This window comes from Enterococcus sp. DIV1096b (genome assembly GCF_050498765.1).
GTDB lineage: Bacteria > Bacillota > Bacilli > Lactobacillales > Enterococcaceae > Enterococcus_D > Enterococcus_D entomosocium.
This window is the reverse complement of the sequence record NZ_JBMHEK010000001.1, coordinates 1,500,150-1,514,108: the sequence shown is the minus strand read 5'-3', so window position 1 is coordinate 1,514,108 and position 13,959 is coordinate 1,500,150. Positions and strand designations below refer to the sequence as shown.

General features: G+C 44.2%; 12 protein-coding genes. All 12 read right to left on the bottom strand.

Features of this window, described 5'->3' with window-relative positions; all coding sequences use genetic code 11:
- Positions 1-379: 379 nt before the first annotated feature.
- Positions 380-1,480, bottom strand: a complete 1,101-nt coding sequence (wecB, locus tag IGJ17_RS07225) for a non-hydrolyzing UDP-N-acetylglucosamine 2-epimerase (protein ID WP_042890118.1) — start codon at positions 1,478-1,480, stop codon at positions 380-382.
- A 122-nt stretch (positions 1,481-1,602) separates the two neighbouring features.
- Positions 1,603-2,580, bottom strand: coding sequence for a GMP reductase (guaC, locus tag IGJ17_RS07220; RefSeq protein ID WP_086317478.1), 978 nt, complete (start codon positions 2,578-2,580; stop codon positions 1,603-1,605).
- A gap of 210 nt (positions 2,581-2,790) precedes the next feature.
- Positions 2,791-3,705 carry an aldo/keto reductase gene (locus IGJ17_RS07215; RefSeq protein ID WP_086317297.1) on the bottom strand — a complete coding sequence of 305 codons (915 nt, stop codon included), beginning with the start codon at positions 3,703-3,705 and terminating at the stop codon, positions 2,791-2,793.
- 168 nt (positions 3,706-3,873) lie between these two features.
- Positions 3,874-5,160 carry a phosphoribosylamine--glycine ligase gene (gene purD, locus IGJ17_RS07210; RefSeq protein ID WP_086317295.1) on the bottom strand — a complete coding sequence of 429 codons (1,287 nt, stop codon included), beginning with the start codon at positions 5,158-5,160 and terminating at the stop codon, positions 3,874-3,876.
- Positions 5,161-5,176: 16 nt separating this feature from the next.
- Positions 5,177-6,712 carry a bifunctional phosphoribosylaminoimidazolecarboxamide formyltransferase/IMP cyclohydrolase gene (gene purH, locus IGJ17_RS07205; RefSeq protein ID WP_429961189.1) on the bottom strand — a complete coding sequence of 512 codons (1,536 nt, stop codon included), beginning with the start codon at positions 6,710-6,712 and terminating at the stop codon, positions 5,177-5,179.
- Complete coding sequence (gene purN, locus IGJ17_RS07200; RefSeq protein WP_086317291.1) at positions 6,705-7,289, bottom strand: phosphoribosylglycinamide formyltransferase; 585 nt, start codon at positions 7,287-7,289, stop codon at positions 6,705-6,707. Before purN ends, purH begins: the two co-directional genes overlap by 8 nt.
- Positions 7,286-8,332, bottom strand: a complete 1,047-nt coding sequence (purM, locus tag IGJ17_RS07195; protein WP_005236392.1) for a phosphoribosylformylglycinamidine cyclo-ligase — start codon at positions 8,330-8,332, stop codon at positions 7,286-7,288. Before purM ends, purN begins: the two co-directional genes overlap by 4 nt.
- A 124-nt stretch (positions 8,333-8,456) precedes the next feature.
- A complete protein-coding gene (gene purF, locus IGJ17_RS07190; RefSeq protein ID WP_016613330.1) occupies positions 8,457-9,881 on the bottom strand; it encodes an amidophosphoribosyltransferase in 1,425 nt (474 codons plus the stop codon).
- Complete coding sequence (purL, locus tag IGJ17_RS07185; RefSeq protein ID WP_301388387.1) at positions 9,866-12,094, bottom strand: phosphoribosylformylglycinamidine synthase subunit PurL; 2,229 nt, start codon at positions 12,092-12,094, stop codon at positions 9,866-9,868. Before purL ends, purF begins: the two co-directional genes overlap by 16 nt.
- On the bottom strand, positions 12,087-12,764 hold the full coding sequence (purQ, locus tag IGJ17_RS07180) for a phosphoribosylformylglycinamidine synthase subunit PurQ (protein ID WP_016613328.1): 678 nt from the start codon (positions 12,762-12,764) through the stop codon (positions 12,087-12,089). Before purQ ends, purL begins: the two co-directional genes overlap by 8 nt.
- Entirely contained in the window at positions 12,761-13,033 is a 273-nt protein-coding gene (gene purS / locus IGJ17_RS07175) for a phosphoribosylformylglycinamidine synthase subunit PurS (RefSeq protein ID WP_005230018.1), read from the bottom strand. Before purS ends, purQ begins: the two co-directional genes overlap by 4 nt.
- Positions 13,024-13,749: a phosphoribosylaminoimidazolesuccinocarboxamide synthase gene (gene purC, locus IGJ17_RS07170; RefSeq protein ID WP_086372828.1), complete on the bottom strand. Its 726-nt coding sequence runs from the start codon at positions 13,747-13,749 to the stop codon at positions 13,024-13,026. Before purC ends, purS begins: the two co-directional genes overlap by 10 nt.
- Positions 13,750-13,959: the final 210 nt, after the last annotated feature.

Here is a 13,959-nt window from a genome sequence, read left to right as displayed (position 1 = left end):
GAAGTCTATCTTCCAACTACCCACATAATAACTGCTATCCTAGCCAATGTCAACCGCAACAATGGAAAATAGCACCCTTTTTTCATAGATTTTCGTTGGTTTTCAAATGAAAGGTCTTACAATAAAATAACAACGTTAAAGAACTGCTGTGATTTTATATGTGACAAAACTTCTTTTACACGAATAGATAGAGAGAAATCCTCTCAGGGCAAAACCCAGAATCCATCAAGTCACTTCGGCTATCTCATTGAAGGAGAGAATGTAATAAATTTCCAAACTCGAATAAAAAATAGACAGCCATTTAAATAAACAGCTGCCTATTTCTCTTTCATATCCGATTCTGAAAAATGATTTTTTCTATATTCTTTCGATCCAGCTCTCACGAAAAATGATCTGCTAAAATTTTCAAGATTCGCCGACTAGCTTTCCCATCGCCATAGGGATTTTCTGCATGTGCCATGGCATTGTAAGCTTCTGGATCCTCTAGTAGTCGCTTCGTTTCTTGATAAACCGCAGCTTCAGACGTACCGATCAGTTTTAACGTACCTGCAGCAATTCCTTCTGGGCGCTCTGTTGTATCTCGCAAGACCAAAACAGGAACGCCTAACGACGGTGCTTCTTCTTGGACACCACCAGAATCCGTCAAAATCAATGTGCTTTGATTGGCAACATTGTGAAAATCAATGACATCTAAAGGCTCAATCAGCGTGACATTTTCTAGTTCCCCAAGTATCTCCATAGCAATCCCTCGGACTTGAGGATTTTTATGCATAGGAAAAACCACTTTGATGGTTGGTTTCTCCTTAGCGATCTTCGCTAAAGCGCGGAAGACTTGCTTCATCGGAACACCTAAGTTCTCGCGACGGTGCATTGTCAGAAGAATCATGGTTTGATCTGCTGCAGAAAGTTCTGGATGCTGATAGTCCTCCGAGATCGTATAACGCATCGCATCAATGGCGGTATTTCCCGTTACAAAAATTGCAGCTTTATTGCGATTTTCCGCTAATAAATTTTCTTTGCTTTGGACAGTTGGCGCAAAATAAAAATCCGCTAATACATCGATCAGCTGACGATTGGCTTCCTCCGGATAAGGAGATTTTTTGTTCCATGTACGCAAACCGGCTTCCACATGCCCCACAGGAATCTGCTGATAGAAAGCTGCCGTCGCGGCTGCATAAGCTGTGGTCGTATCCCCGTGAACGAGTACGATATCAGGGGTTTCTTTTTGCAAGATAGGTTCCAGATCCAGCAAAACTTTGGTAGTGATTCCTGTCAAAGTTTGCCCTAAAGTCATAATATCCAGATCATAATCTGGTATGATTTCAAAAACCGTTAAAACTTGATCCAACATTTCTCGATGCTGCGCCGTCACCACAACGATCGATTCAAAACGCGGGTCGTTTTCCAATTCCTTTACTAGTGGCGCCATTTTGATGGCTTCCGGTCTGGTACCGAACACAGACATCACTTTGATTGTCATTTGGTCACCCGCTCCTCTACTTCTCATTGCTTCTATTATAACGAAGAAAACAGAAAAACAAAATGGTTGTTCCAACAAAAAAAAGAAACGACCGCTAAAAGGCCGTTTCTTCAGTATCCAGCTTAAATAGTATCTCCATTGAAAATCGAATTTTTCACGATTACGTAATCCACTTTACGAATCGATTCTAAATCTTTTCCACCTGCATAAGAGATCGATGACTGCAAGTCTTGCTGCATTTCAACTAACGTATCTTTTAAAGAACCTTTGTATTGAATCCAAATTTTCTTTCCTTCTACGTTTTTCTTTTCACCTTTTTGAAATTCTGATGCAGAACCAAAGTATTCTTTCATTACAACGCCATTTTCTACCTTGGTTTCTCCTGGTGATTCTTCATGCCCAGCAAACAATGAACCGATCATGACCATGGTTGCACCAAAGCGGACAGATTTAGCGATATCGCCGTGTGTCCGAATGCCACCATCTGCAATGATTGGTTTGCGAGCAGCTTTGGCACACCAGCGTAATGCTGCCAATTGCCATCCTCCAGTCCCGAAACCAGTTTTGATTTTTGTGATACAAACTTTCCCTGGTCCAATACCGACTTTTGTTGCATCGGCGCCAGCGTTTTCCAATTCACGAACTGCTTCTGGCGTTCCAACATTTCCAGCGATCACAAACGTTTCTGGTAAATGCTTCTTGATGTGTTGAATCATATTGATCACGGCGTTTGAGTGACCATGGGCAATATCGATCGTGATAAAATCAGGAACAAGCTCTTTCTCAGCTAGTTCTTCTACAAAGGCATATTCATTTTCTTTGACACCCACGCTGATTGAACTAATCAAGCCGCGGCTTTTCATTTTTTTGATGAATGGAATCCGTGCTTCTTCATCAAAGCGGTGCATAATATAAAAATAGCCATTTTCAGCTAAAAATTCTGCGATTGAATCATCAATAATTGTTTGCATATTTGCAGGAACAACAGGCATTTTAAACGAGTGTCCGCCTAATGTCACCGTGGTATCACATTCTGAACGGCTGTTCACGATACACTTGTTAGGAATCAGTTGTATATCTTCGTAATCAAAAACTTTCATGTCAAACATAAAAATATCCTCCAAATCTTACTAAGAGTGAAGCAAGCATCAAATGGCATCAGCCTATTTTTAACGCCCACAACAATTTAAACCACCTGGAAATGAAATACAAGCTTTTTAGAAATACTTTTTGAAAAAAAAGGATGAATGTTCGTCTTTTACGAACATTCATCCTTATAAGTACTGAAAAAAACGGAATTTACGTATAAATTACGGCAAGATGTTCCCTGCTGCTTTATACACCTCATACCATTCATGGCGGGTCAATACGATCGAAGATGCTTGCGCGATTTCTTCGATCCGATGTGGGGTCATCGTTCCAGCAATCACTTGCATGTTTGCAGGGTGACGTAAGATCCACGCAGAAGCAATACCTGTCGGTGTCGTTTGATACTTGTCCGCTAGTTCGGTCAATTTTTCGTTCAACTCTGGGAATTTCTCGTTACCGATAAAGACCCCTTCAAAGAAACCATACTGATACGGAGACCAAGCTTGGATCGTCATCTCATGCAAGCGAGAATATTCTAGAATTTCTCCATCATGATCGACACTACCAGCATCCGTCATGTTGACATGAATTCCTTGATCGATCATTCCCGTATGCATGATCCCGAATTGCAGCTGATTCGCTACTAAAGGTTGGGAAACATATTTTTTCAACAATTCGATTTGACCAGGTTTTTGATTGCTGACACCGAAGTATTTCACTTTACCGTCTTTTTCTAATTGGTCAAAGGCTGCTGCCACTTCTTCTGGTTCAAACAAAGTGTCAGGGCGATGCAATAATAACGCATCTAAATGATCAGTTTTCAATCGTTGCAAACTACCTTCCACAGAAGAGATAATATGCTCTTTCGAAAAATCAAACATTTCACCTGGAACGATGCCGCATTTTGATTGAATAAATAAATCTTCTCTTTTAGCTGCCGTTTTTGCTAACGCTTCTGCAAAAATCGTTTCACATTCACCGCGACCATAAATATCCGCATGGTCAAAGAAGGTAATGTCATTTTCAATCGCAGTCGTCAAGACCTTCACAGGATCTTTGGCATTGTTGATGCGCATCAATCCTAAAATCACGCTGGATACTTCTAAATCAGTGGGACCGAATTTAATTTTTTTCACGTAAAGTTCCTCCTTATTTAAACTACATTCCTATTTTATCACAACAAGATGAAAACGCTATACAAACGTCAAAAAAACCTCCCATAAAACGAAAACCACCAGCACAACCGATTGGTTCTACTGGCAGCCCTCCTTTTTTTCAGGTTGTGTTATGCACAGAAATATTCTTTACTTCATCGCCTTTGATGAGTTGCTATATTGCAAGGCTTTATCGCCGATATCGTTTCGGTAATATAAGCCAGATAAAGACAACCTGCTGATTGCTTCATAGACGTTCTTTTGTGCAGCAGCTAAATTCTCAGCTGATGCTTCCACAAGAAAAACGCGCCCACCAGCTGCCGTCAAACCACCTTGGTCGGCAGCTTCATCCACTCCTGCATAAAAGAATTGCGTTCCTTCTCCTTCTGGGCTTGGGACAGGCATTCCTTGCTGATACTTGCCTGGATATCCTTGAGAGGCAATCACGACACCGATCGAAGCCGATTGATTCCATTGGATCGTAGGTACTTGGTCCTGTAAGAGATCATCAATGATCTGGGCTAGACTGCTTTCTAAGCGACTTAGCACGACTTGTGTTTCTGGATCGCCAAAACGCGCATTGAATTCGATGACTTTCGGTCCATCATTGGTAGCAATCAGACCTGCATAGAGAATCCCCGTAAACGGTGTATTGTTGCGAATCATCCCTTTTGCTGCAGGAAGTAAAACTTCTGCTACCGCTTGATCGACCATTTCTTGCGGAATCTGCGGTACCGGCGTATAAGCCCCCATACCTCCTGTATTCGGACCTAAATCGCCATCGAAGGCACGTTTATGGTCTTGGGCAATGACCATTGGATAGACGGCTTCGCCCTTCACAAATGCCAATAGCGAAAACTCCTCGCCAGCCAAAAACTCTTCGATCACCACTTTTGCACCACTTTCACCGAAAGCATTTTGCTCCAGCATCGCTTCGACTGCTGCGTTTGCTTCTTCAATGGTTTCCGCGACAACCACGCCTTTGCCCGCCGCTAAACCATCTGCTTTGATGACGATTGGCGCACCTTTACGTTGGATATAGGCTTTTGCCTGGGCACTATCTGTAAAGCTTTGATAGTCTGCTGTTGGAATGTGATTGGTTCGCATCAATTCTTTGGCAAACTCTTTTGATCCTTCAATCATCGCTGCTTGGCGATTGGGGCCAAAAATTTCCAAGCCCGCCCCCTGAAAATCATCTACGATGCCATTTAGCAACGGAACTTCCGGACCAACGAAGGTCCAATCAACCTCCTGCTCTTGAGCAAAAGCAATTAGACTTTCATGATCGGACTCTTCAATTGCGACTGTCTTGATCCCGTCTTTTCGCATACCGGGATTGCCCTTCGCACAAAAGACTGTTTCCACTTGAGGATCCTGCAGAAACTTTTTTGCGACGGCATGCTCTCTACCGCCACTACCAATAACAAGTATTTTCATCGTCTTCTCCTATTTCTTAGTGTTTAAAATGACGAACACCAGTAAAGACCATCGCCACACCGTATTTATCTGCCATGTCGATCGACTCTTGATCTTTGATACTGCCACCAGGTTGAATAATCGCTTTGATTCCTTGTTGCGCTGCATATTCAACACTGTCATCCATTGGGAAAAAGGCGTCGCTTGCCAGCACTGAACCAGCCAGTTTATTGTTTTCACGGGCTTGTTCGACGGCGATTTTCACCGAACCCACGCGGTTCATTTGACCAGCGCCGATCCCGACGGTTTGCTGTTGATTGGCTAAAACGATGGCATTAGATTTCACGTGTTTCACCGCTTTCCAAGCAAAAACCAAAGCTGCGCTTTCTTCTGTTGTTGGCTTTCTCTTTGTCACCACGGTCCAATCTTCTGGTGTTTCCATTTGATCATCTGGTTCTTGCACCAATAAGCCCCCAAGGACAGAGACAACTTCTGGCTGTTTGGCTGCTTTTTCGAAATCAACAACCAGCAGGCGCAGATTTTTTTTCTTCGTTAAGATTTCTAGTGCTTCTTCTTCAAATGCAGGTGCAATGATGATCTCAAGAAAAATCCGCTGCAGTTGCTCCGCAGTTGCCACTTCAACTGGACGATTCAAAACAATGATCCCGCCAAAAATCGACACTGGGTCTGCTTCGTAAGCTTCTTGGAAAGCTTCAGCAATCGTTTCTCCACTTCCGATTCCACAGGGATTCATGTGCTTTAGGGCTACCGCAGTTGGCTCTGTAAATTCTTCTGCGATCCGCAAGGCAGTGTCAGCATCTTTAATGTTGTTGTAAGACAATTCTTTGCCGTGGATTTGTTTTGCGCTGGCAATCGAATAGGGCACGGGTAATGCATCTTGATAGAAGGAAGCTTTCTGATGACTATTTTCACCATAACGCAATGTTTGTTTCAAAACATAAGTTTTCGTCAAGGTCTCTGTTTCTGTTTCAGCCACCGCTTTGGTCAAGTATTCACCAATCAAGGCATCGTAAGCGGCGGTATGGCGGAAGACTTTGGCAGCTAATTTCTTTCTTGATGCCAACGTCGTATTGCCTTCCTTCAGCTCAGCTAAAACCCAGTCGTAATCGTTGGGATCAACGACAACAGTTACTGAGGCATGATTTTTCGCCGCAGAACGTAGCATGCTTGGTCCGCCGATGTCGATATTTTCGATTGCGTCGGCTTCTGTGACGTCAAGCTTACTGATGGTTTCTTTAAATGGATAAAGATTGACGACAACAAGGTCGATCGGTAAAATGCCATGCTCAGCCATTGCCTCCATATGAGAAGGCAGATCACGCCGTCCTAACAGACCACCATGCACCCTTGGATGTAGCGTCTTGACCCTACCATCCATCATTTCAGGAAATTCTGTGACCGCTTCGATGCCGATCGGTTGAAGCCCCGCTTGTTCCAAGGCCGTTTTTGTCCCGCCAGTTGAGATAATCTCAAATCCTAAATTGGTCAATTCTTGGACAAATGGTACGAGTCCTTCTTTGTCAGACACACTGATTAATGCACGTTTATTCACGATTCGATAGCCCCTTTTCCACGATTTCAGCTAAAACAGCTGGATAGATTTGATGTTCTACTTGATGAATTTTTTCTGTCACATTTGCTAATGTATCGTCGGTGTCGATCCGAACGATTTCTTGGGCAATGATTGGCCCTGTGTCAATGCCGGCATCGACATAATGAACCGTCACTCCCGTCACTTTCACGCCGTAAGCGAAGGCATCGGCGATCCCAGATTTACCTGGGAAACTCGGCAACAAGGAGGGATGGATATTGATGACTCTGCCTTCATAAGCGGATAATAGAGTGTTGCCGATGATTCGCATATACCCTGCTAAAACAATAAAATCGATGGCATGATCCTGCAATTCTTCGATCAATTTATTTTCAAAGGCTGCTTTTGATGCAAATGCCGCTGGCTCTATGACAAGCGTTTCATAGTCTCTCGCGCGGGCTTTTTCTATTACTGGCGCTGTAGGTTTATCGGAAAAGACCAACCCGATCTGCGCTCCTTTGATTTTATTTGCTTGGATCGCATCGGCGATTGCTGTAAAATTGCTGCCCGTTCCAGAAGCAAAGACGGCGATCCTCATCGGACTGCCTCTTTGAAGCAAACGGCTTCGTTGTTACGTTTGGTCACTTTACCGATCCGGTATGCTTGTTCTTCATTGGCGGATAGAAGTGCCATCACAGCCGCAACATTTTCTGGCGCAACGGCTAAGACCATACCGATACCCATATTGAAAATCTCGAACATTTCTTGATGAGGAATCGCGCCATGAGTAGCGATCATATCAAATATTGGCAACTGCGGCCAAGTGTCTAAGGCGATTTCTGCCGCCAGACCTTCAGGCAGCATCCGTGGGATATTTTCAACAAAGCCGCCACCAGTGATATGAGAAATTCCAGCTAACAATCCTTCTGTCAATAAAGGTTTCAGTGCATCAACGTAAATTCTCGTTGGCGTCAATAAACTTTCTGCAAGCGTTTGGTTACCAAGTTCCGCAAACGTTTCTGCTCCTGTATAGCCATGCTGTTCAAAAAAGATTTTTCTGACTAAAGAGTACCCATTGGAGTGAATGCCTGAAGAAGGCAAACCAATCAGCTCATCGCCTTCTTTAATGGTTTCTCCAGTGATCAAGCGACTTTTTTCGACGATCCCTACGGCGAAACCAGCAAGATCATATTCTTCTGGCTGATACATCCCCGGCATCTCAGCGGTTTCCCCACCAATCAGGGCAGCCCCCGCTTGCACACAGCCCTCTGCGACACCAGCAATGATTTGTTCGATCTTTGCCGGATCGTTTTTACCAACTGCAACATAGTCAAGGAAGTAGATAGGTTCTGCCCCTTGAGCGACGATATCATTCACGCACATCGCGACGCAATCAATGCCGATCGTTGTGTGCTGTTCTTGTTGGATCGCCAACAAAAGCTTGGTTCCTACACCATCTGTCCCAGAAACGAGTACCGGTTCTTTCAATTGGTACGATGATAAGTCAAAACAGCCACCAAAGCCCCCGATTGCCCCCATCACGCCTAGCCGTTCTGTTCGTTTCACATGCTTTTTGATCCGTTCGACTACTTCATAACCGGCTTCGACATCGACACCGGCTTTTGCATATGCATTTGCCACGTTCGTTCCTCCTCAATCATTCATCCGCTTTTCTTCATTCAGCTCATTCGTCGTTAACGCAAGTAAACCAGCGGTCCTTCACTGCTTCGTTTGAAAAACCATTTTTGCCTACTATTTATTCAGCTTATTCAGCTAAAGACGCGAGATAGTTTTCTTCATAATCATACAAAGGGGTTGGATAATCGCCATTGAAATAGGCCATACACAATCCTGAGTAAGGTGCGTCGAAATCTAAACCGATCGCTTCGATCAACCCGTCTTCACTTAAAAAGGCCAAAGAATCTGCTTCGATTTTTTCACAAATCTCAGCTTCCGTATATTTGGCTGCGATCAATTCTTTTCTCGTTTGAATGTCGATCCCGTAAAAACATGGATAGCGCAAAGGCGGCGAACCGATACGCACATGAACTTCTTTGGCACCTGCCTCTTTTAGCAGTTGCACGATACGGCGGCTGGTGGTTCCTCGGACGATCGAATCGTCGACTAGAATCACTCGTTTGCCTTCGACTACGCCACGAACAGCTGAGAGCTTCATTCGCACGCCTTGCTCTCTTAACTCCTGTGTCGGTTGAATAAACGTTCGTGCAATGTATTGATTTTTTACTAAGCCCAATTCATAAGGAATACCTGAAGCTTCTGCGTACCCGCTGGCAGCAGATAAGGATGAATTCGGTACACCAATGACCATATCCGCTTCGATCGGCGCCTCTTTTGCCAAGCGACGGCCCATATTTTTACGGGCACGATGAACATTGACGCCAGCGATGTTGGAATCAGGACGGGCAAAATAAATAAACTCCATCGAACAAATCGCCGGTTGTACTTCTTGGGTATACTGCTCGATTTGAATGCCTGCATCATCAATGATCACGACTTCGCCCGGTCGGACATCACGAATAAATTCCGCACCGATGACTTCCAACGCACAGGTTTCTGAAGCCACCACATAAGCACCATTGACCATTTTCCCGATTGACAATGGCCGAAAGCCATTGGGGTCTAGTGCTGCGATCATGGCATTTTCCGTCAGTAAAAGGTACGCAAATCCACCTTTAACTTGATTTAATGCCTCCTTGACCCGATCCATAAAAAGCGGTTCTTCGCTGCGACGGATCAAGTGCATGAGAATCTCTGTATCGGAATTCGAGTGGAAAATCGCACCAGCCTCTTCTAATGATTTCCGTAGACTTTTCGCATTCGTCAAGTTGCCGTTATGAGCTAAGCCAATCTGCTGATCAAAAAATTTGAATAAAAATGGTTGAATATTATCAACGCTACCATTACCAGCAGTTGCGTAACGAACGTGACCAATGGCAGCATCTCCTGTCAGACGCTGGAGGACACGTTCATCCGAAAACACTTCCGCTAGCAAACCTAAATCACGGTGACCATTGAGTTTTCCCGCATCATTCGTGACGATCCCAGCACCTTCTTGGCCGCGATGTTGCAAACTGTGTAGTCCGAAGTAGGTGACACGAGCGGCATCTGGATGACCCCAAACACCAAAAACCCCACATTCCTCGTTGAGGCTCTTTACTTCATTAAACATGGAATGGCTTCCTCCCATTTCAATTTCGCCTCAGTAAGGGGCATCTCGATCGTATCATCTTGTGCTTGCATGCGAATCTGGCCATCAGCAGTCACTTCCCCGATCGCTATTGCAGCAGCACCTACCAGTGCTTCAAAAGCTGCTTGCTTATCAGGTGCGACTGAAAGCACAAAACGGGATTGGGTTTCTGAAAACAATTGTGCTGCTGGCAATGACACGGTCACATTTAGACCAAAGCCCTTGTCAAAAGCGGATTCGGCTAAAGCGATCGCTAAACCACCTTCGGCACAGTCGTGGGCACTTTGAACAAGACCTGCTTGGATCGCTGCGGTAACCAAATGTTGGTTCGTTTTTTCTGTTTCAAGATCAAAGGACATTAAACGCCCAGCGATCTTTCCTGTCTGCAGTTTTTGCAATTCAGACCCATTGAAATCAGCATGGGTTTCCCCTAGGACATAGATCACATCCCCTGCTGCTTGGAAATGCTGCGTCGTGATATGCGCCAGCTCTTCGATCAATCCGACCATCCCAATTACAGGCGTTGGATAGACCGATTGTCCGTCCGTTTCGTTGTATAAGGAGACGTTCCCAGAGATTACTGGTGTCTCTAGTACACGACAAGCTTCTGAGATCCCGTCAGCAGCCGTAGATAACTCCCAGAATCCTTCTGGTTTATCTGGCGAGCCGAAGTTAAGGCAGTCAGTGATCGCCAATGGACGCCCACCGGAAGCGACGATATTTCGAGCAGCTTCTGCAACTGCGATCTGTCCGCCGACTTCAGGATCTAAGTAAAGGTAACGAGCATTACAGTCAGTCGTCATCGCCAAGGCTTTATTGGTTCCCTTGATTCGTAAAACGGCCGCATCACTGCCGGGTCCTACCACGGTATTGGTACGAACTTGCGAATCGTAGGTTTCAAAAATCGAGCGTTTCGAAGCGATCGTCGGCTGCTGCAGCAGATCCGCAAATACAGACGTTGCTGAATGAATCACTGGAACAAAGTCCGGTGTTTCCTTAAACACTTTGATCCGTGCTGGTTCTGCCATCTCTTTGTAGTAAGTCGGTGCATCTTCAGCTAAAGCATCCACTGGTAAATTAGCGACTTCCTGTCCATGATGGAACAAACGATAGTTGCCATCATCCGTCACTTCACCGATCACGACTGCTTCTAGATCGTATTTCTTAAAGAGAGCTTCCACTTCAGCTTCATGCCCTTTTTTGACACAGATCAGCATCCGCTCTTGGGATTCTGACAACATCATTTCATAAGGCGTCATATTGGTTTCTCGTTGTGGAACATCATCTAATGTTAAGCGCAAACCTGATCCGGATTTTGATGCCATCTCGGCACTAGAAGAAACCAATCCAGCAGCACCCATATCTTGAATTCCGACTAAAATGTCCGAATGATCCACGATCAATTCCAAACAAGCTTCCAACAAAAGTTTTTCCATAAAAGGATCACCGACTTGTACGGCGGAACGTTGTTGTTCTTCTCCTTCGACAAATTCTTCCGATGCAAAAGTCGCCCCATGTATCCCGTCGCGTCCTGTTTTTGCGCCGACATACATGATGGTGTTCCCAACACCTTTGGCCTGCCCTTTTTGAATATCCTTGTGGGCAATGATCCCTACACACATGGCATTGACTAACGGATTGCCTTCATAACAAGGATCAAATGCCACTTCACCACCGACGGTCGGAATCCCGATACAGTTGCCATAGCCACTGATCCCAGCAACGACTTCTTCCAAAAGATATTTCGTTCTTGGATTATCTAACTCACCAAATCGTAAGGAGTCTAAAACAGCAATCGGTCTTGCTCCCATACTAAAGATGTCGCGGATGATCCCACCAACACCAGTTGCTGCTCCTTCATAAGGTTCCACCGCAGAAGGATGATTATGGCTTTCCGCTTTAAATACGACAGCTAGATCATCGCCGATATCCACGATGCCCGCACCTTCTCCCGGACCTTGCAGTACTTGCGGCCCATCTGTCGGGAATTTCCGCAAAACAGGTTTGGAATTTTTGTAAGAACAATGTTCACTCCACATCACTGAAAAGAGTCCAGTTTCGGTATAGTTTGGTAAACGTCCCAAAATATCTTCTGAGATCATCCGATATTCTTCTTGGGTCAATCCCCATTGCTCGTATAATTTCGTATCTTTGATTTCTTGTGGTGTAGGTTCTTTTACGATCATTTTATCCATTTACCGGCACCTTCCCAAAATTTTTCAATAATGAAGCAAAAAACTTCTTGCCATCTTCTGAGCCTAATAAACTTTCCATCGCTCGTTCTGGATGAGGCATCATGCCTAGGACATTGCCTGCTTTGTTGCAGATACCAGCGATATTGTGTAGACTGCCGTTGACGTTATCTTCATAACGGAAAACGATTTGATTGTTGGCAACCAATTCCTGATAAGTCGTTTCATCACAATAATAATTGCCCTCACCATGAGCGACAGGAAGCGTAATGACTTGATCCGTTTCATATTCAGAAGTAAAAGCTGTTCGATTATTCACTTGCAGACGGACCGGCTTGCAAATAAAATGCAATGATTCATTTCTTTGTAAAACCCCTGGTAACAAGCCCGCTTCCGTTAAAATTTGAAACCCATTGCAGGTACCAAAGACAGGTTTGCCTTCATTTGCCAAACGAATGACCTCTGACATGATCGTAGAAAAACGGGCAATCGCTCCGCATCTTAAGTAATCACCATAAGAAAATCCTCCTGGAAGCAAAACACCGTCAAAACCGGCTAAGCTTTCTGCATCATGGCGCACATATTCTGCTTCTGCCCCCATGATATCTTTGATTGCCCACATCAAATCAACATCACAATTTGATCCAGGAAAGACGATCACTGCAAATTTCATAGGGCTGCTTCCTCCATTTGAACTATTTCATAACGGTAGGTTTCCATATTGACGTTTGCTAAAAGTTTGTCACAGATCGCTTCAATCTCCTCTGCTACTGCTGCTTGTGTTTGATTGTTGGAAGGTGTCACTTTGATTTCAAAGTATTTCCCGATGCGAATATCACTGACATCTTGATATCCTAAGCGATGAACAGCTCCTTTGACGGCTTCTCCTTGAGGGTCCAAAACAGATTCCTTATAAGTGACGTAAACTTTGACTAAATACATGTTGAATTCTCCTTTTCTAAACGATTTAAAACTTCTTCATAAACAGGAACGATGTCCCCTAAATCACGACGATAGACATCTTTATCAAGATGTTCATTTGTACCCATATCCCATAAGCGGCAAGTATCTGGTGAGATCTCATCAGCCAGGAGCAACTCGCCCTTCTTGGTTTTGCCGATCTCGATTTTAAAATCGATCAGTTGAATCTGGATACTTGCAAAGATTTCCAGTAACGCAGCGTTGACTTGTAGCGCCAGTTTTTTGATCTGGTCCAGTTCCTCTTTTGTAGCAAGACCCAGATAGAACACATGATCGTCATTGATAAACGGATCATCTAAGCGATCCTCTTTGTAGTAAAACTCCACGATCGGCTTTGGCAGTTTGGTTCCTTCTTCGATGCCCAAGCGCTTTGAAAAACTACCAGCAGCCGTATTGCGAACAACGACTTCTAAAGGAATCATGGTGACAGCTCGAATTAATTGTTCGTGTTTAGACACTAATTGAAGAAAGTGACTTGGGACATTTTTATCAGCTAAACGCTGAAAAAGATGCGCAGTGATCTGATTGTTTAGGGCACCCTTCCCTGCGACTGCATCTTTCTTTAAACCGTTCAGCGCAGTTGCTTGGTCCAGATAAAGGACTCTCAACACATCTTCTTCGTTGGTTTTAAACAATTTCTTGGCTTTTCCTTCATAAAGAAGCACTTCTGATTCCATATTCCACCTCAGTTAAGTATTATTTTTCACATAGCGATGACACACATCTTTATTTGTTTATTATTCTAACAACGCTGAAAAAGCGGGTCAACGATTATCTGTACATTTACACATTAATAAACACGAATGTTCGCCTTTTATCCCGTCAAGTAAGTTTACCTCTCCCGTTTGACTGGCGAAGGGTTTTATAAAGCGTTTACAACATTCTAT

Bases quoted from the DNA above. Each gene is read 5' to 3' on its own strand.
- wecB (WP_042890118.1), bottom strand. From the start codon at position 1,480: ATGACAATCAAAGTGATGTCTGTGTTCGGTACCAGACCGGAAGCCATC.
- guaC (WP_086317478.1), bottom strand. From the start codon at position 2,580: ATGAAAGTTTTTGATTACGAAGATATACAACTGATTCCTAACAAGTGT.
- purD (WP_086317295.1), bottom strand. From the start codon at position 5,160: ATGAAAATACTTGTTATTGGTAGTGGCGGTAGAGAGCATGCCGTCGCA.
- purN (WP_086317291.1), bottom strand. From the start codon at position 7,289: ATGAGGATCGCCGTCTTTGCTTCTGGAACGGGCAGCAATTTTACAGCA.
- purF (WP_016613330.1), bottom strand. From the start codon at position 9,881: ATGTTTAATGAAGTAAAGAGCCTCAACGAGGAATGTGGGGTTTTTGGT.
- purL (WP_301388387.1), bottom strand. From the start codon at position 12,094: ATGGATAAAATGATCGTAAAAGAACCTACACCACAAGAAATCAAAGAT.
- purQ (WP_016613328.1), bottom strand. From the start codon at position 12,764: ATGAAATTTGCAGTGATCGTCTTTCCTGGATCAAATTGTGATGTTGAT.
- purS (WP_005230018.1), bottom strand. From the start codon at position 13,033: ATGTATTTAGTCAAAGTTTACGTCACTTATAAGGAATCTGTTTTGGAC.
- purC (WP_086372828.1), bottom strand. From the start codon at position 13,749: ATGGAATCAGAAGTGCTTCTTTATGAAGGAAAAGCCAAGAAATTGTTT.